This window comes from Salegentibacter maritimus (assembly GCF_016236915.1).
GTDB lineage: Bacteria > Bacteroidota > Bacteroidia > Flavobacteriales > Flavobacteriaceae > Salegentibacter > Salegentibacter maritimus.
Genome location: NZ_JAEHOK010000011.1, coordinates 141,521 through 160,072, shown reverse-complemented (window position 1 = coordinate 160,072; position 18,552 = coordinate 141,521). Strand labels below are relative to the sequence as shown.

General features: G+C 35.3%; 17 protein-coding genes. 5 read left to right on the top strand and 12 right to left on the bottom strand.

Features of this window, described 5'->3' with window-relative positions; genetic code table 11:
- Window positions 1-11: 11 nt before the first annotated feature.
- Complete coding sequence (locus tag I6U49_RS10255) at window positions 12-1,277, bottom strand: IS256 family transposase (RefSeq protein ID WP_262894938.1); 1,266 nt, start codon at window positions 1,275-1,277, stop codon at window positions 12-14.
- 644 nt (window positions 1,278-1,921) lie between these two features.
- On the opposite strand from I6U49_RS10255, the gene I6U49_RS10250 reads away from it, so the two are divergent.
- The 4 genes from I6U49_RS10250 to I6U49_RS10235 all read left to right on the top strand — a co-directional run bounded on the left by I6U49_RS10250 (window position 1,922) and on the right by I6U49_RS10235 (window position 5,458).
- The gene (locus tag I6U49_RS10250) at window positions 1,922-2,476 is read left to right on the top strand and encodes a hypothetical protein (protein WP_198628606.1); all 555 of its coding nucleotides are present in this window, start codon (window positions 1,922-1,924) and stop codon (window positions 2,474-2,476) included.
- A gap of 392 nt (window positions 2,477-2,868) precedes the next feature.
- The gene (locus I6U49_RS10245; protein ID WP_198628605.1) at window positions 2,869-3,633 is read left to right on the top strand and encodes a LytR/AlgR family response regulator transcription factor; all 765 of its coding nucleotides are present in this window, start codon (window positions 2,869-2,871) and stop codon (window positions 3,631-3,633) included.
- A 10-nt stretch (window positions 3,634-3,643) separates the two neighbouring features.
- On the top strand, window positions 3,644-4,750 hold the full coding sequence (locus tag I6U49_RS10240; RefSeq protein WP_198628604.1) for a sensor histidine kinase: 1,107 nt from the start codon (window positions 3,644-3,646) through the stop codon (window positions 4,748-4,750).
- A gap of 132 nt (window positions 4,751-4,882) precedes the next feature.
- Entirely contained in the window at window positions 4,883-5,458 is a 576-nt protein-coding gene (locus I6U49_RS10235) for a DJ-1/PfpI family protein (protein ID WP_232804688.1), read from the top strand.
- Window positions 5,459-5,577: 119 nt separating this feature from the next.
- Here the strand turns inward: I6U49_RS10235 and miaA are convergent, their stop codons facing one another.
- From miaA to I6U49_RS10200, 7 genes are all read right to left on the bottom strand, one after another.
- A complete protein-coding gene (gene miaA, locus I6U49_RS10230) occupies window positions 5,578-6,489 on the bottom strand; it encodes a tRNA (adenosine(37)-N6)-dimethylallyltransferase MiaA (RefSeq protein ID WP_198628603.1) in 912 nt (303 codons plus the stop codon).
- Window positions 6,479-7,312 carry an ion transporter gene (locus tag I6U49_RS10225; RefSeq protein ID WP_198628602.1) on the bottom strand — a complete coding sequence of 278 codons (834 nt, stop codon included), beginning with the start codon at window positions 7,310-7,312 and terminating at the stop codon, window positions 6,479-6,481. Before I6U49_RS10225 ends, miaA begins: the two co-directional genes overlap by 11 nt.
- Window positions 7,313-7,378: 66 nt before the next feature.
- Entirely contained in the window at window positions 7,379-8,752 is a 1,374-nt protein-coding gene (locus I6U49_RS10220; protein ID WP_198628601.1) for an exonuclease domain-containing protein, read from the bottom strand.
- 20 nt (window positions 8,753-8,772) lie between these two features.
- Entirely contained in the window at window positions 8,773-9,426 is a 654-nt protein-coding gene (locus I6U49_RS10215; RefSeq protein ID WP_198628600.1) for a YggS family pyridoxal phosphate-dependent enzyme, read from the bottom strand.
- A 4-nt stretch (window positions 9,427-9,430) separates the two neighbouring features.
- Entirely contained in the window at window positions 9,431-10,681 is a 1,251-nt protein-coding gene (locus tag I6U49_RS10210) for a DUF1015 domain-containing protein (protein ID WP_198628599.1), read from the bottom strand.
- A 176-nt stretch (window positions 10,682-10,857) separates the two neighbouring features.
- Entirely contained in the window at window positions 10,858-11,745 is an 888-nt protein-coding gene (locus I6U49_RS10205) for a 3-hydroxyacyl-CoA dehydrogenase family protein (RefSeq protein WP_193710749.1), read from the bottom strand.
- A gap of 154 nt (window positions 11,746-11,899) precedes the next feature.
- A complete protein-coding gene (locus I6U49_RS10200; RefSeq protein ID WP_198628598.1) occupies window positions 11,900-12,865 on the bottom strand; it encodes a Gfo/Idh/MocA family protein in 966 nt (321 codons plus the stop codon).
- A gap of 136 nt (window positions 12,866-13,001) precedes the next feature.
- Here I6U49_RS10200 and I6U49_RS10195 point away from each other — a divergent pair, with 136 nt between their 5' ends.
- Window positions 13,002-13,643 (top strand): protein-L-isoaspartate(D-aspartate) O-methyltransferase, encoded by a 642-nt coding sequence (locus tag I6U49_RS10195; protein WP_193710900.1) that lies wholly within the window; start codon window positions 13,002-13,004, stop codon window positions 13,641-13,643.
- A gap of 268 nt (window positions 13,644-13,911) precedes the next feature.
- Here the strand turns inward: I6U49_RS10195 and yidC are convergent, their stop codons facing one another.
- From yidC to I6U49_RS10175, 4 genes are all read right to left on the bottom strand, one after another.
- Window positions 13,912-15,789 carry a membrane protein insertase YidC gene (gene yidC, locus I6U49_RS10190; RefSeq protein ID WP_198628597.1) on the bottom strand — a complete coding sequence of 626 codons (1,878 nt, stop codon included), beginning with the start codon at window positions 15,787-15,789 and terminating at the stop codon, window positions 13,912-13,914.
- A 52-nt stretch (window positions 15,790-15,841) separates the two neighbouring features.
- Window positions 15,842-17,476 carry a CTP synthase gene (locus I6U49_RS10185; protein ID WP_198628596.1) on the bottom strand — a complete coding sequence of 545 codons (1,635 nt, stop codon included), beginning with the start codon at window positions 17,474-17,476 and terminating at the stop codon, window positions 15,842-15,844.
- A gap of 121 nt (window positions 17,477-17,597) precedes the next feature.
- A complete protein-coding gene (locus tag I6U49_RS10180; protein ID WP_198628595.1) occupies window positions 17,598-17,834 on the bottom strand; it encodes a DUF3820 family protein in 237 nt (78 codons plus the stop codon).
- A complete protein-coding gene (locus I6U49_RS10175) occupies window positions 17,835-18,203 on the bottom strand; it encodes a response regulator (protein WP_193710754.1) in 369 nt (122 codons plus the stop codon).
- Between the last annotated feature and the right edge of the window lie 349 nt (window positions 18,204-18,552).

Here is an 18,552-nt window from a genome sequence, read left to right as displayed (position 1 = left end):
GGGTCTGTAAATTAAACTCTGTCTGATGTTTCAATTCCTCTGGGGCTAGCCCCAGAGGAATTGGCGTTTATGTCCAGCGGTATCCGGTCTCCAAATTTAATATAAAATTGCTGAATCGTAAGGCTCCAATTATGCAAAGGAGCGGTCCATTTCTTCTCAATGTTTCGTGTGGCCAGGTAGACTAGCTTTAGCAGCGACATATCAGTGGTGAAAGCACCCTTGGTTTTGGTAACTTTCCGGATTTGCCGATGGAAGCCCTCTACGGCATTAGTGGTGTAAATAATCTTCCTAATGGGTTCTGTATACTCAAAATACTGGGATAGCTGTTCCCAGTTACGCTGCCAACTTTCAATAACTACAGGATATTTATTACCCCATTTCCCTTCCAGGTTCAATAGCTCATCTTCGGCTACATCTTTAGTGACAGCCCTATAGACCTTTTTCAGGTCTTTCATAAACTCTTTTTGATCTTTAGAGGCAATATACTTCAATGAATTACGGATTTGGTGTACAATACAAAGCTGAACCTGAGCCTTTGGATAAACGCTTAAGATGGCTTGTGTAAAGCCTTTGAGATTATCTGTACAGGCTATTAAGATATCCTGTAATCCACGGTTATGAAGGTCGGTTAAAACCTGTAGCCAGAAATTAGCACCTTCGCTCTCAGAGATATACATCCCCAGGATTTCCTTTTTCCCTTCTTTGGTAATACCCAGGATGTTATAAAGTGCTTTGTGGGCAATCTTTCCATCCACTTTAACTTTATAATGCATGGCATCAAGCCAAACAATACAGTAAAGGGGTTCTAAAGGACGACTTTGCCAGGCTTTGATATCAGGAATGATCTGATCGGTGATCTGGCTTAAAACCGTATGGGAAATATCGGTATCGTACATTTCTTTGATATGACCCGAGATGTCACGGTAGCTCATTCCAAGTCCATAAAGACCGATAATTTTTTCTGAAAGATTATCAGCCAGAATCGTCTGTCGCTTTTTAACCAGTTCCGGTTGGAAGCTACTTTGACGGTCTTCAGGGGTTTCAATGTCAAAAGAGCCAAAGCCACTTTTAAGCTTTTTCTTTCCCTTGCCATTGCGTTTATTCCCTTTGGAGCGTTCATCACTACTTAGATGAGAGTCCATCTCTGCCTGAAGGGCCTTCTCAATAACGTTCTTGAGCATCGGTGCAAAAGCACCGTCTGCACCAAAAAGGCTTTTGCCTGACATGAACTGGTCAAGCACCTTTTTCTCGAATTCTTGTTGTTCTTTTGTTGCCATAATTCTGTATGAATGAAATTAATAAATAATTCAATTCAGACAGAGTTTATTTTACACTCTCCTCAAAATCTCAAAATACTCACTTTATAACAATAGCCTATAAAAAGTTTTTAAGTCTAACTTAATTTCTGTGCTATGAACCCTTTCAATATATTTATCGAAAATTATAAGACTGCTACGGCCGGTTTTCCAATTTTAGCTAAAATTTTCATTTTGCTAATTCTTGCCTGGATTGTAATTGCTGCTATTTTTGCAGTTTTGGGAACATTAAACCTTATATTTTAAAGCTAAAGATATAGTATATAGCTTGCGTACCAGAAGACAGGCTTACTATGTATATTTTTCTGGCCTTAGTGCCTTCGTGAAAACCTGTATTCCCAATTATAGGTTTTTTAGTTTTGGGAATGCTTATCCCTAAATTTTTTTAAACCTACGGCTTGCCCATTTAACCTAAGCCTATATTCCATATTTTAAATTATAAACAACTATTTTTTAGGCTTATATCAAATTTTGAATGTTTCATTACCAAAAAAACACACCTTGTATCATTACTAGCTATTTCACATAGATTGCATCTTAACTTTAGGATATAATTAAAAACAAGCTTGTACCTAAACTGTTTATAAATCCTAAAATTAATTGTTATGAAAACACTAATCGTTATTTTGATGCTTGTGAGCTTTAACTTTAATAGCCACGCACAGCTAATTACAGAACTAGAAGAAACAAGAATAGACTATTCACCTCTTATTTATATAGAAACCAATAATCCTGATGAATATCTTTATAAAATAGAGGATGATCACACTATTGATTTTTTGAAAAACCCTATGGCATTTATGGAATCTTACTTTGATATCTCTCAATTTATAGAGCAGGTAAGGTATAAAGATTATGATTCTTATTTAGTGCGTTTTTCCACAGATAAAGGATTTCTTGAAGCAAACTACTCTAAAGATGGAGCGTTAAAGCGAACAAGGCAGCATTTTAAAAATATTGCGTTGCCTCTTGCGGTTAGAAATGAGTTGTGGAGGCAAACCAAGGGCTGGAGCATGGTTAAGAATTCTTATGTGGCCAAAGGTAATGGCCGTTTATTAGATAAAGAGCTTTACCGAATTAAAGTGGTGCAAAATGACAAAACTAAAATTATTAAAATTGATCCCAAAGAGTTGAATAAAGAGCCTGTTGCAGGTATGTAAGGGCTTTCAACCTATTCGATAATCCAGGCTTTATGTCCTTAAAACTTGTCTTCAATACAAAAAATCCATGTAATGCCTAAAAGGCTTGTTAGAAGGAAATAGCTGGAATAATGCCTGTAAAGTTATGATTTGGTTAAATAGAAAACTAAAAATCCTTTACAGGCATTTGCTATGTGTTTACTCTATATTCTTAATATTATACTCTTATACCTGCAGGTTTACTTTATAGCACATATTAGTTAGTTTACATCAAAATATAAAATACCTACAGCTAGAAATGTTCGTTTTACTGCATCAAAATATTTGTTTTCAGCTGTTTATATGTTGGAAAATCGGGGTCATCAGGAAAAATATTTATAAATTACATAGGTAAAGCCTTTAATGTAAAAATTATGAAAGCACTTATAGTAGATGACGAAGAACTGGCAAGAAAAAGAGTGCTTAACCTGCTTGCCGAAGTAGAGGAAATTCAGGTTTTGGGAGAATGCACAAACGGGAAGTCTGCTATAACACAAATTAATAAACTCAAACCAGAATTAGTTTTTCTTGATATTAATATGAAAGATATGAATGGTTTTGAAGTATTAAATAAGCTTCGTGTAATCCCCAAACCTGTAGTTGTTTTTGTAACTGCTTATGATAATTATGCCACAAAGGCTTTTGATGTAGATGCGTTCGACTTTCTCTTAAAACCATTTAGGGACGAGCGTTTTTTTAAAACCATAAAAAAGGTATTGCATATTTCGAAAAATGAAGCCCAGGAAAATTTTGAGAAACGTTTACAAACTTTGTTTCAGGTTTATAAAAAAGACCAGGCAAATACGAGTATTCCATTAAAATTGCCGGTAAGGCAGGGCAATAAAACAATTTTGTTAAAGCCCGAAGATATCAGTTATATATGCGCTTCCGGCTATTATGCCGAAATTTTCTCTAAAGACAACAAATATGTTCTTCGGGAGTCTTTAAATAACCTGAACGATTTTTTTAAAGACCATGCTTTTTTTAGAATTCATAGATCAGTAATTGTTAATCTAAATCATATCAAGGAGATTGTACATTCAGATTTTTCTGAAGTAGACGTAAGGATGAAAGACGATAAACTATTACGCATAAGTAAATCTCATAAAAAAGAATTATTCGAAAAACTTGGAATTTAAATACTTTGCTATGAGCCTTTCAACATTTAAAAATAAATATATAGATGGCAAGCTTATTTTGCTCTTAGCTGCATTTTATACTTTATTTAATTTTGTCTATTTGGGTAAATTGGCCTACATGCGTGCCTTTGTTTACAAAGAAATTGTAGAGTCCTGGCACGATATTATAGTTCACAACCTTCTTATGGATTGGTTTATAGTTATGGTTTATATGACTTTAATAGCCATAAGTACTAAACGTTTATTAGATAAAAATTACTCCTGGATAAAGATTTTTTTGCTTCATACCTTGTTTTCAATTTTAATAGGATTTGTAATTAGGTTTTTTTTCGACCTCTATGGAATTATATTGGGGCGCATGAGTTTTGCCGATTATAGCTTAAAGGCAAGTATAGACCGAATGATATTTGTAATAGATCTTAATTTCCTGATCTATTTTGCAATGATTTTTATTATTTACACCTATTACTATTTAAAGCAAGTTAAGGAAACCCAAAAACAAAAGGCATTGTTAGAGTCTCAGCTTACCAATACACGAATGAAAATGTTGTCTTCTCAACTCCAGCCACACTTTTTGTTCAACACTTTAAATTCAATTTCGGTATTGGTAGAGATGGATGCCAAAAAGGCTCAGGATACTATTGCAGATTTAAGCGATTTACTTCGGGAAATTTTATATAGCGGCGATAATTATAAAGTAACTTTAAAAAAGGAATTGAGAATGTTAGAATATTATTTGAACATTCTTATGCTAAGGTTTTCAGATCATTTAACCATTGAAAAAAAGATAGATGAAAAGCTCTTAGATCATTTAGTACCGTCTTTGCTCCTGCAACCTATAATAGAGAATTCTGTAAGGCACGGTTATTCATACCATAATACACATTTAAAGATTGTAATTAAGATATTTAAAGAAAAAAGCTACCTGGTACTTAGTGTTTATAATAATGGTAAGGCACTAACCAAAAAACAAGAAGCACTATTGGATAAAGGGATAGGGATTTCTAATACCCGGGATCGTTTAAAAACACTTTATGGAAAAAAGGCAACTTTTAAAATTCAAAATAAAAATTCAGGTGTGGAAACCTTAATTAGAATTCCGTTTTCCAAAACCTGATTTTAATTTTATGAGCGCCAGGCATGGTAATCTCAAAAAGTAAAGATAGGTTTAACTATTTTTTAAAGCTTGGTTTTCAAAGCTTAACCTGAATTTTATTAATTTAAGCAAAGATTTTAAAAAATAATAATTATGAAAAAAATACTCTTTTTAACCGGAGATTTTGCCGAGGATTACGAAACCATGGTGCCTTTTCAAATGTTGGTAATGCTTGGATATAATGTTCATACTGTTTGCCCGGAAAAGAAAATGGGGGATAAGGTAAAAACCGCTATTCACGATTTTGAAGGAGACCAAACTTACACTGAAAAGCCGGGCCATTTATTTGAGCTTAACTATAATTTTGATGATATAAATATAGAGGATTACGCGGGACTTGTAATGGCAGGTGGTCGCGCTCCAGAATATCTTAGGTTGAATAAAAAGGTAATAGAATACACCAAGTATTTTTTTGAAAAAGATAAGCCAGTTGCAGCCATTTGTCACGCTATTCAAATTCTTACAGTGGCAAATGTTTTAAAAGGAAGAACGCTTACAGCATATCCAACTATAGGGCCTGAAATTGAATTGGTAGGAGGTACGTATAAAGAAGTTGATCCTACTGAAGCAGTAGTAGATGGTAATTTAGTGACATCGCCTGCCTGGCCGGGGCATTCGGCTTTTATTAGGGAGTTTGTAAAACTTCTGGGAGCTAAAATTGAGATTTAAATAGTTATTTTCTATTCTCAAAGAACATCTAATTTAGTACGCTTATTTTCCAGCTGTAAACTCTCTGTATTGAAATACAATAAATGGCCTCTACTGTAGTATACTACCTATAGGGCCTTTTAAGTATTTATTTTAGATTCAATAAAGTTTTGAATGGTTTCAACAGGTGTTTTATAATTAAACCAATTGGTTTCCTTGTCTTTTTTAAACCAGGTTAATTGTCTTTTTGCAAATCTACGTGTGTTCTTTTTAATCTCTGAAATTGCAGTTTCCAGAGATTGGTTTCCTTCTAAATAAGCAAAAAGTTCTTTATAGCCAACCGTATTTAGAGCGTTTAATTCACGTTTTTGGAATAGGTTTTTAGCTTCTTCCATTAAACCTTCTTTTATCATAATATCTACCCGTTTGTTTATGCGGTCGTAGATGATATTACGGTCGGCATCAAGTCCTATGCTTATTGCGGTAAAATTACGGGTTTTCTTAGGTTGGTTTAGGTATGAGGAATAAGGTTTTTTGCTACTTATACAAACTTCCAGTGCCCTAATTAGGCGATGAGGATTTTCTATATCTACAATTTTAAAATAATCTGGATCCAGTTCTTGTAGTTTATTTTGTAAAGGAGTGAGGCCTTCTTTTTCAAATTTTAGGTTCAAATCTTTTCTAATTTCTGAAGAAACCTCGGGAAAATAATCTAAGCCTTCTAAAACACTTTTAGTGTAAAGGCCACTACCTCCCACCATAATTACGATATTTCGCTCCTTAAATAATTCATCTAACTTTTCAAGGGCTTCAGTCTCAAAATCTCCTACATTATAAGTGTCTTGAATAGAGATATGCTGAATAAAATGATGCTTAGCTGCTTCTAATTCCTCTTTCGAAGGAACGGCTGTACCAATGGTCATTTCTTTATAAAACTGCCTGGAATCTGCTGAAATTATTTCAGTAGCAAACCTATTTGCCAGTTCTATGGCCAAAGAGGTCTTACCAATGGCTGTGGGACCTACAATATTTAAAAGATAATTAGTGTTCATTAAGTGGTTTTCCGCAGTTATGGCAAAATTCGGCATTGTCTAAGTGTTTAGTTTCATTACAATGTGGGCAAGCCTGGGTGTTTTTAGGAATTTTACCTCTTTGCGAACGGGTGATTTCTGAAGTTACGATTCCTGTAGGAACTGCAATAATGCCATAACCTACTATCATTATAAATGATGCTATAAAACGACCCAGGGGGGTAATAGGATGAATATCTCCAAAACCCACTGTAGTAAGGGTTACAATAGCCCAATAAATGCTAAGGGGTATATTATCAAAACCGCCTTCTTTACCTTCAACTAAATGCATTACCGTACCCATTATAATACAGATTATAAGGACAGCAAATAAAAAAACAATAATTTTGGGCCTGCTATTACGCAGCGCCAGTAAAAGTCGGTTAGATTCACCTATATACCTGGTAACTTTTAGTACCCTAAATATTCTAAGTAACCTTAAAGCTCTAACAGCAAAAAGTAAATTGTGGCCTCCAAAAAGAAAGGCGAGATAGGTTGGTAGCGTTGAGAGTAAATCTACAATGCCGTAGAAACTAAAAATATAGTGTTTTGGTTTTTTTATAGAGATTATCCTAAGAATATATTCTACACTAAAAATAAAGGTGATAATCCACTCAGCTATATAGAAATGCCAGTAGTATTTTGTGTTAAGGGAGTCTACACTTTCTAGCATTACAAGCACTATACTTATGGCAATTACAACAAGTAAGGCTACATCAAAAAACTTTCCGGCCGGGGTGTCGGCTTCATAGATAATTTCGTGAAGCTTTGCTTTCCAGCCTGATTTTGGTTCTATTTTTGGCAAAAACTTAGTGATTTAGTAATTATTCAAATTTAAATAAATTAGTCAAGCCAGTCACTAATTTGGAGGTTATTTAGCCAATGGGTTTAGTGGAACTATTTTTAACCTGGAATTTCGGCGCAAATAGCTTTGGATAATGTGCTGGGAGTCCCGGTCGTTTTTCATGGGAGTAATTATAGACCTCACAATATCTATATTGTTAATTTGATGATTCAGGTTAAAATAGCCAATTCCCTTAAATTCACCATCTTCAACCAATAGAACGCTTTTTTCATCTACTTCGCGCCCACGATCTATAACAAGCATATTTTGATTCTTGTATGAGTGCTGGTCTATGAGGAGCTTAACTTTTTGATTATAAGTTTCAAAAGATTCTTCTTCAATGCAGGCACCTTTGCATTTTTCTATACTATAATTAAAACAATTTCCAGTACCTTTTTCCAGATGGCAAAGACGGCGACAAAGCTCATATTCTTCTACCCACTTTTCCAGAACATTTTTGGCCCTCTTTAATGAAGAAAAGCTGGTAATACTATTCTTTTTTCCCGCTCTTGCTATATATAGGTTTATATATCCATTTTCATTGGTAGAATGATAAAGTGCGTGACTAAAGATATTCTTTTTTAGCGCTTTGTTATATTTAGGCTTGTTTTGCTTTATCTCCCGGTTTTCCTTTAAAAGTGCGGCGAGTTCGTTCCCTGTAGCTTCATAGCTTACCGAAGTAACTTCGTTTTGCATTTGCCTTGCTTTGCGATGTTCGCTGGTAAAATGCTGGGTAACCCTTTTTTTAATGTTTTTACTTTTCCCAATATATATAATATCACCTTCGGCGTTATGAAAGTAATAAATACCCGTGATGCCGGGTAAGTCTTCCAAAATGTAAACCAGTCGTGTATCTACCTGCCTTTTAGGTTCTAACTTTACAGCGTCTTTTAAAATGTTCTTCTCTACGTCTTTGTCTAATAACATTTTGAAAAGCTTTACCGTAGCCTGGGCATCTCCGCTAGCTCTATGCCGGTCGCTTAATGGAATTCCCAAGGCCCTAACCAGTTTCCCCAGGCTGTAGGACTCCTGACCCGGAATAAGCTTTTTGGAAAGTTCAACCGTACAAAGCGACTTTCTTTCAAAATTAAAACCTAATCTTTTAAATTCGGTACGAAGTATACGATAGTCAAATTTTGAATTATGTGCTACTAAAACACAATCTTCGGTTATTTCTACAATGCGTTTAGCAACCTCATAAAATTTTGGGGCATTGCGAAGCATATCGTTGTTTATACCGGTGAGGTTAACCACAAAAGGCTGAATGGCTTTTTCGGGATTAACAAGGCTTATAAACTGGTCTACTATTTTTAAACCATCAAACTTATAAATAGCAATTTCGGTAATTCCTTCTTCGTTATATTTACCTCCGGTAGTTTCTATGTCTACAACTGCGTACAAAAAATATGCTTCTGTTTTAATTAATTTCTAGCTCCAAAAATATGGCTTCCTATGCGCACCATATTGCTTCCTGAATTTATGGCAATTTGGTAATCGCCGCTCATCCCCATGGAAAGTATTTTCATATCTGTATAGCGTTCCTTAAAATCTTTAAAAACCGATTTGAGGTGATCGAACTCTTTTTTTACCTGTGCCTCATCATCTGTAAAAGTAGCCATTCCCATGAGTCCTTTTACTTTTACATGATCTAGTTTTTTAAATTCATCTGAATCTAAAATCTCTTTAGCTTTTTCAGCCGAAATTCCATATTTGGTATCCTCTTCTGCAATTTTAATTTGCAACAGGCAATCTATGCACCGACCATTTTTGTCGGCTTCTTTATGAATTTCTTTCAATAATTTTAAACTATCTACTGCGTGGATTAAAGCCACATAGGGCGCCATGTATTTTACTTTGTTTCGCTGCACATGCCCCACCATATGCCATTTAATATCCTTAGGAAGTTTTTCCCATTTTTCTGTCATTTCCTGAATCTTATTCTCACCAAAATCTCTTTGGCCCGCTTCATAAGCTTCTAAAATATCGTCTACGGGCTTGGTTTTTGAGATAGCAATAAGCTTTACATCTTCGGGTAAATCTTCCTGAAACTTTTTTATGTTATCTGAAATGTTCATGCAACTATTTTTTGTTGATTTCAAACTCGTAAATGGTTAATCCGTTTAATAATTTGGGTTCAATATAAGTGCTTTTTGGTGGCATAGTTAAACCTTCATCTGCGGTTTCTTTAATTTCTTCTATACTTAACGGAAGCATTCCAAAACCTACGGCAAACTCTCCTTTATCTATACGGGTTTTAATTTCTATAAGATCATTTTTACCGTGAATATAAGAAATACGCTTGTCATTTCTTAAATCCTGGATTCCTAAAATTGGCTGAAGCACTTTTTTATAAAGAATGTAAGGGTCTAATTTACTTAAGGAATTATCAAATTCATAGTTTGTTTTGCGCAAATAAAGGGAATAAAATTCCCCATCTAAATACATATTAAAATGATGTTTGTGCATGGGTTTATAAACTTCCATACCGTGATTTTCAATTCGGAAATATTGATCTAACTCAATAAGGAACTCTTCTTTGGTATGCCCGTTTAAATCTGTTATTAACCTACTAAACTCATGAATCTTTAAATTGCTTTCTGAAATTAGATAGCTCATAAAATAGTTGTAAGCTTCTTTTCCCGTATGGTTCTCATTGGCCTTTTTGGACTCCTGGGCCAGCAAGTAGGAAGAGGCGCTTCTATGATGCCCATCGGCAATATACAGATGGGGCATTTTATCAAACTCTTCTTTAATTTGCGCTACTAAATTTTCCTCATCAATTTTCCATAAATAATGAATTTCCCGGTTGGCAGTGGCAAATTCATATTCGGCACGAGTTTTCATAACCTTGTTAATTACTTCATCTATCCTGGTGTTGTCCTTATAGGTTAAGAGTACCGGTTCGGTATTAAAGCCTACCACTTTAAGGTAATCTTTGAACATTGTCTCTCGATGGGCAATGGTTTCTTCGTGTTTTTTAATAAGGTTATTTTGATAATCTTCAGCACTGGCGGCAGCAATAATTCCGCAGCAACTATTTTCCCTGCTTACTATTTTATAAAGATAATAGGCTGGTTTTTCATCTTTTATAAACGAATTTTCTTCTTTAAACTCTAAATAACGATTTTTTACCATTTCAAATCGCTGTCCACCGGTAATCTCGTGCTGGAATTTATAACCCGGATTTAAAATGTGTAAAAAAGAATAGGGATTATACTGTAAGATAGCCCTTATTTCAGCTTCGGTATAATCTTCAAAAGATTTTGTAGCTACAAGTCCGGCTTTTGCCCGTTGCGGTCTAACTGCTCTAAATGGAAGTATTTTGGTCAAAAGTAAATATTGAAATTCTACTTATTTAATGGGGCTTAAATAAAATCTAAATTCGTCAAGCTAAACTGCCCGTCCGGTCTGGTGGGCCTGTTTTAGCTTGACGATTAAAAATTAATAGAAAACCCCATTAATTGGTTGCTTTATTTTATAATTATTTCCTCAAGAAATATTAGCACTTAGCTAAATTGTGAAGAAACTTTTTCGGCTTTTTTGCTTTCAGAATAATCATAAAAGCCTTCTCCCGATTTTACGCCAAGCTTTCCTGCCATTACCATATTGGTTAATAAAGGGCAGGGTGCATATTTTGGATTTTTAAAGCCATCATACATTACTTCCAGGATAGAATGGCAAACATCCAGGCCAATAAAATCGGCTAGTTGAAGTGGTCCCATGGGGTGTGCCATACCTAGTTTCATTACGGTATCAATTTCTTTAACCCCGGCAACATTATTGTAAAAAGTTTCAATAGCCTCGTTTATCATTGGCATTAAAATACGGTTGGCCACAAAACCCGGATAATCGTTTGCTTCAACAGGAACTTTATTTAAGCTTTCAGAAAGCTCCATGATACTTTTAGTAACCTGGTCGCTGGTATTGTAACCGCGAATAATTTCAACCAATTTCATAATAGGGACCGGATTCATAAAGTGCATTCCAATAACACGTTCCGGGTTGGAAACTACCGATGCGATTTTTGTGATAGAAATTGAAGAAGTATTACTCGCTAAAATTGTTTTCGCCGAACAGTTTTCGTCTAATTGTTTAAAGATTTTAAGTTTAAGGCCCTCATTTTCTGTAGCAGCCTCTACAACAAGATCTATTTCTTTTACACCTTCAGCAATATCAGTGAATGTAGTGATGTTGTTAAGCGTTGCTTCTTTGGTGGCTTCGCTTATTTTTTCTTTAGAAACCATTCGGTCTAAATTCCCCGAAATAGTTTTCATTCCTTTATTTAGGTTTTCTTCAGAAATGTCTATAAGCTTTACCATATAGCCAAATTGGGCAAAGGTATGGGCTATTCCATTACCCATAGTGCCTGCTCCTATTACTGCAATATTCTTCATTTTGTGTGGTTTTATATGAATTGTAGTTTATTTTAAGCAACTAAAAATTTACTCGATAATTCGGGTTTATTCCAATAGTTATCGGAACTCCGACGCTTGCCTCGAAATCAAAAAACTTTGCATTTCATGCCTGGTTGGCTTGCCACGAACTAATTTACTTGCTAAATTTTTCAATTACTCCATTGGCAACCCGAAGGGCTTCGGCAGCCTGTTCTAGAGTTACTACCGGGGTAGTATTATTATGTATAGCATCGGCAAAGGTTTCTAACTCGTCTAATATGGCGTTGTTTGGGGAAACCTCAGGATTATCAAAATAGATTTGTTTTTTTACGCCTTCGGCATTTTGTAAGATCATAGCATAATCATCAGGTGTTTCCGGGGCATCCTTCATTTTTACAATTTCGCATTTCTTTTCTAGAAAGTCAACCGAAATATAAGCGTCTCGCTGGAAAAACCTTGATTTACGCATATTTTTCATTGAAATTCGGCTGGCAGTTAAATTGGCTACGCAACCGTTTTCAAATTCTATCCTGGCATTGGCAATATCGGGGGTATCGCTAATTACTGAAACCCCGCTGGCATTAATGTTTTTTACTTTAGATTTTACCACGCTTAGAACCGCATCAATATCATGAATCATTAAATCCAGAACCACGGGAACATCTGTTCCGCGAGGGTTAAATTCTGCAAGGCGGTGGGCTTCAATAAACATAGGGTTTTCAATTTTTGAAGCTACGGCCCTAAACGCCGGGTTAAAACGCTCTACATGCCCAACCTGGCCTTTTACACCATGTTTTTTTGCTAATGCAATAAGTTCTTCGGCTTCGGCAAACGTATTGGTGATGGGTTTCTCTATAAAAAGGTGCTTCCCTGCTGTAATGGTTTTTTTAGCTACTTCAAAATGGGAAAGGGTAGGAGTAACAACATCTACTACATCTACTGATGCGATGAGGTCTTCTATGGTATCAAATTTTTTATAACCAAATTCCGCTGTGATCTTTTTAGCGTTTTCTGAGCTGGCATCATAGAAACCTACCAGTTCATACTTTTTAGATTGATTGAGTAATTTTAGATGTATTTTGCCAAGGTGTCCCGCACCAAGTACGCCAACTTTCAACATATTTTTTAGCATTTTTCACAAAAATAGTATTTTGATAGCAAATAGGTTAGCAATAAGGCGGTGAATCTCTCCCGATTTCAATTGGTAACTTTGACTTCTATTGAGTACTTTTGCACGTTAAACGAGAAATTAAGTGATTCAGGACAATTTTAGACATAAAGGAAAGAGGCAGCAATTGGTGAAAATCGTTAAGAAGAAGGGGATTACCGATAAAGCGGTTTTAGGTGCCATTGGGAAAATACCCAGACACTTGTTTATGGATAGTAGTTTTGAAGATCACGCATACCAGGACAAGGCTTTTCCTATTGCTGCAGACCAAACTATCTCACAACCTTACACGGTTGCATTTCAAACTGAAAAATTACAAATTGAAAAGGGTGAGAAGGTTTTGGAGATTGGAACAGGAAGTGGTTATCAAACCGCTGTTTTGTGTGAGTTGGGAGCCAGGGTTTATAGTATAGAACGTCAACGTGAGCTATACAGGAAAACAAAAATGTTCTTAAATAAAATAGGTTATCGTCCTAAACACCTAAGTTTTGGAGACGGCTACAAAGGAATGCCGGAATATGCACCTTTTGATAAAATTATAGTAACTGCGGGTGCTCCTTTTGTACCCAATGACCTTCTTGGGCAATTGAAGGTTGGGGGCAGAATGGTGATTCCGGTGGGAGAAGATGTACAAACGATGACGCTTTTTATAAGGAAATCTCCAACAGAATTTGATAAAACAGAGTTTGGACAGTTTAGATTTGTGCCCTTACTAGGAGATAAGAATTAATAGAGGTTTTTAAAAAGCTTTTCAATTTACCCTCATCCTAAATTCATTTCAGGATTTGAAATGACTTATTTTTTCCAGCTTAATAGATCCTGAAATGAGTTCAGTATGACGTAGTAAACTACCTTGGGCCAAGCCCACGAGGCATTTGTTGAAAAACAATTTTTAATTTCGAGGCAAGCCTCGGGGTATTATACCTTTTGGCGTTACCAATAAAAAAATCCGGTTTAAAATATTTTAAACCGGATTTTTTGTGTTTAAGCTTTTTTGCTTATTTCTTTTTCTGTTGTTGCTTTTTTTGTTGTTCTGCCTGCTCCATCATTTCCTGCATTTTCCTGGCAAATTTACCTTGTTTTTTAGGTTTTTTCTTGTTCTCCTGGATTTTTGCGTGAATCTTATCTTCATCAATAATTACATACTTAATCACCAACATAATACCTATAGTAATAAGGTTAGAGGTAAAGTAGTATAATGAAAGTCCACTGGCATAATTGTTAAAGAAGAACAACATCATTAGAGGAGACAGGTACATAATAAATTTCATATTGGGCATTCCCGGCTGTTGGGCCTGCTGCATACTTTGCCCCGTAGTCATCATCATATAAATAAAGATGGCAATAGATGCTAATATTGGGAATAAACTTACATGATCCCCGTAAAATGGTATATTAAACGGTAACTCAGCTATAGTGTCATAGCTTGATAAATCGTCTGCCCATAAAAATCCTTTTTGTCTTAACTGGAATGCACTTGGGAAGAACTGGAACAAGGCATAGAAAACCGGAATTTGCATTAAAGCCGGTAAACAACCGCTCATTGGGCTGGCTCCTGCTTTACTATACAACTTCATAGTTTCCTGTTGTTTTTTCATTGCATTGTCCTTATACTTTTCGTTAATCTCATTAATTTCAGGACGTAAAACCTTCATTTTAGCCTGGGATAGATAAGATTTATAAGTAACAGGAGAGAGTACAATTCTCACTACAATGGTCATAACAATAATTGCGATACCGTAGCTTGGTAAAACTCCGCTTAAAAAAGCAAAAAACGGAATAAATACATATTTATTAATCCATCCAAAGATACCCCAGCCTAAGGGTACAACTTCATCCAGGTTACGGTCGTAATCGTTTAAGATCTTATAATCTGTTGGCCCGTAATACCAATTCATATTATAATTAAGTTCCCCGCCTTTTAATTCTAAAGGTAATTGTGCCGCAAAATCTTTGGTATAAACCGTGTCTATCTCTTCGTCTTCTACAAGGTTTTTAGAAACAAATTTTCCACGGCTAAAAGGCGTGTCTGTTAATAAGATTGAAGAAAAGAAGTGTTGTTTAAAAGCTACATAGGTAATGTTCTCATCTTCCTGCTCTTCAAATTTACCGCTACCTAAATAATCATCGTTTCCATCATCATATTCGTAAATAAGATCGGTGTAGCGATTTTCGTATGAAATACTTTTTGCGTGGCGGTAACCTTTTAGCTGCCAGTTCATGTTAATATCACGAGAACTGTTTAAAACGCCGTTTAAGCCCTGTGACCTTATGCTGAAGTCCAACATGTATTCGCCAGGCTTTAAAACATATCTATATTCCAGAAATTCGTTTTCTGAAACCTTAAGCTTCATAGAGATAATTTTATTATCTCCACTTTCGGTTACTTCAGGTTCAAAATAAAGGTTTTCGGTGTCTAATGTTCTTCCATCGGTAGTGGTGAAATTAATGTTGAAAGAGGCATTTCCATCCTTAATTAAATAAACCGGAATAGAATCGAAGGTTTTGTAATTGGTTAACCTTGCTTCTGAAATATAACCACCTTTATTATCAATTTTAAGTTCTAAAACATCATTAGAAATTGTAGTGGTATTTTCTGTAGCCGATGGAAGGCTTGCCGAATAGCCAAAAGCACCTAAACGTTCACGCGCCTGTGCAAGTGCGGTAGAATCTGTATTGGAGCTTTGTAGTTCTTGCTGTTGTTGTTCTGGTACCTGATTGGAGTTTTTGGTTTCGGGCGTATCAACCTGTTCGGTTTCCTGCTGCGGATCTACTACTTCCTCTGAAGCACTATTGGTATATAACATCCAAATTAATATTCCACCAATAAGTATAAATCCTATTAAGGATTGAACATCAAATTTCTTTTCTTCCATGCTTTTCTAAACTATAACTTGCTTTTGGTCAATAAGTCGGCCATTATTTGTTTTATGCCAGACTGGCATTCTTTCTATTTTTTGAAAAATCGTAAGCTGCCTTAATAAATGCTATAAATAAAGGATGCGGTGTTGCAACTGTACTTTTGTATTCGGGATGATATTGTACACCTACAAACCAGGGGTGATCCTTTAATTCTATAACTTCTACAAGGCCTGTTTTGGGATTAATTCCGGTACTAAGCATCCCAGATTTTTCCAGCTCTTCCTTGTATTTGTTGTTATATTCATAACGATGGCGATGCCTTTCCTTAATTTCGGTTTTACCGTAAGCTTGTTGTATTTTTGAGCCTTCGGTAAGTAGGCAATCCCAGGCACCAAGTCGCATAGTTCCTCCTTTATGAGTCACTTCTTTTTGCTCTTCCATGAGATCTATTACCGGATGTTTTGTACTGGGATCCATTTCGGCAGAATTGGCAGTTTTTAACTTTAACACGTTTCTGGCAAATTCAATTACTGCCATTTGCATTCCCAGGCAAATACCTAAAAACGGTAATTTATGTTCCCGCGCATACTTTACAGCATCAATTTTACCTTCTATACCGCGTTCTCCAAAACCGGGAGCAACCAAAATTCCATCTAAGTTGGCAAATTTGTGATCTATGGTATTTTCATTGATAAATTCTGAATGTATGCTTTCAATATTTACTTTGACTTCATTTTCTGCACCTGCATGAATAAATGCTTCCAAAATAGATTTATAGGAATCCTGAAGCTCTACATATTTACCAATTAAACCAATAGTAATTTCGGCTTTAGGATTTTTATGTCTTTGCAAAAACTGGTTCCATCTATCTAAATTAGGTGCAACATCATCTGGTAAATGTAATTTCTTTAATGTTACGGTATCCAGGCCTTCTTTCAACATTAAATTAGGAACATCATAAATAGTAGCCGCATCAATACTTTGAATAACTGCTTCCTGCCTTACGTTACAGAAAATAGCCAGTTTTCGCCGAATATCATCAGAAAGTTCGTGTTCGGTTCTGCAAACCAAAATGTCTGCTTTAAGCCCGCTTTCCATTAAAGTTTTTACACTGTGCTGCGTTGGTTTGGTTTTAAGCTCTCCGGCAGCAGCAAGGTAAGGCACCAGGGTGAGATGGATAATTAGAGCATTTTCATCTCCTAATTCCCATTTTAATTGGCGCACGGCTTCAATATATGGTAAAGACTCAATATCGCCTACTGTACCTCCAATTTCAGTAATTACAATATCGTAATCTCCATTTTGCCCCAAAATTTGGATGCGGTCTTTTATCTCATTGGTAATATGTGGAACCACCTGTACGGTTTTTCCTAAAAATTCTCCGCGTCGTTCTTTTTCTATAACACTTTGGTAAATACGCCCGGTAGTAACATTGTTTGCCTGGGAAGTATTTACATTTAAAAAACGTTCGTAATGACCAAGGTCAAGATCTGTTTCTGCACCGTCTTCGGTAACATAGCATTCGCCATGTTCGTACGGGTTAAGTGTACCGGGATCTACGTTAATATAAGGGTCGAGTTTCTGAATCGTGGTTCTAAATCCGCGTGCTTGTAATAATTTTGCCAGTGAAGCTGCTATAATCCCTTTTCCAAGAGAAGAAGAAACGCCGCCGGTGACAAAAATATACTTGGTTTCGGCCATCTTTGAAGTGTTTGTTGCGTTGTTTTATTCAGGGCGCTAAATTACAAAGAAGAATAGAAAAGCCGATAATTTTAAACCTAATATTTTTAAAGTAAAAAGTAGCTAAATAACTATGGAAAATTTAAGGTTTTGGAAAATTTCTTCTAATATTCCTAAGCAATTGTTCCATTCCGTTAAGTTTAAGATCAAAGACTTCACTCATTTGTTTTCCAAGCTTTCCTTCAGGAAAGCCTTTTTGACGATACCAAACCAAATAATATTCGGGAATATCGCTTAAATAATATCCTTTGTATTTTCCAAAATGCATTTTGGCGTGAGCAAGTTCTAAAAGCGATTTGTGATTAGGTTGAATATTCATTTATAAAGACTCCAGTAATGGTTGCAGTTCGGTAAATTTATTTTTATTTAGGGGTTTTTCAATATATTTTATTACCGAATCATATTCCTTAGCCTTGTTTTTATCTATTGCGCTGGTACTTGAGGTAAGAATAATTATTTTATGTCTTTGTGCTTTAGATTTTAGATGGTCCAGGAACTCCCACCCATTCATTTCTGGCATATTTAAATCTAAAAAAATTAGTACATTTTGTTTTCCTCTTAGATAGGCCAATGCTTTTTCGGGGTTTGTAAAATCTAAAACATTTTTATTAAATCCTTCAATCTCTAAGAGTTTTCTTGTTATAAAATTTGCTATAGGTTGGTCATCTACCAGTATAATGGTACTCATAACGCTTTAGTTTTTAGTTGGTTGGTTTGGGGTGCTTTCATTTTAATAATCCCTTCTTAAGGAAGTGATTTTATTATTATCTTATTTATAATATCAATTTAATATTCGTTGTAAGGTAATCATAAGTTCAATTTTTGTAGAGAACCTAAGGAGACTTTGGGTGTACTCATATATTGATATAAAGTAATAAGATTTTTAGGCTTTAAAACGCTGTACAAATGAAACTAAAATTTTAATAGGTTGATTTGAATATATAGAATTATTTTCTTCAGCTTGTAAGGCCAAATAAAAATTTGAAACAGTGGTAATTAAAAACTATGAATTTAAAAAACTAGAATCAATATTGAAA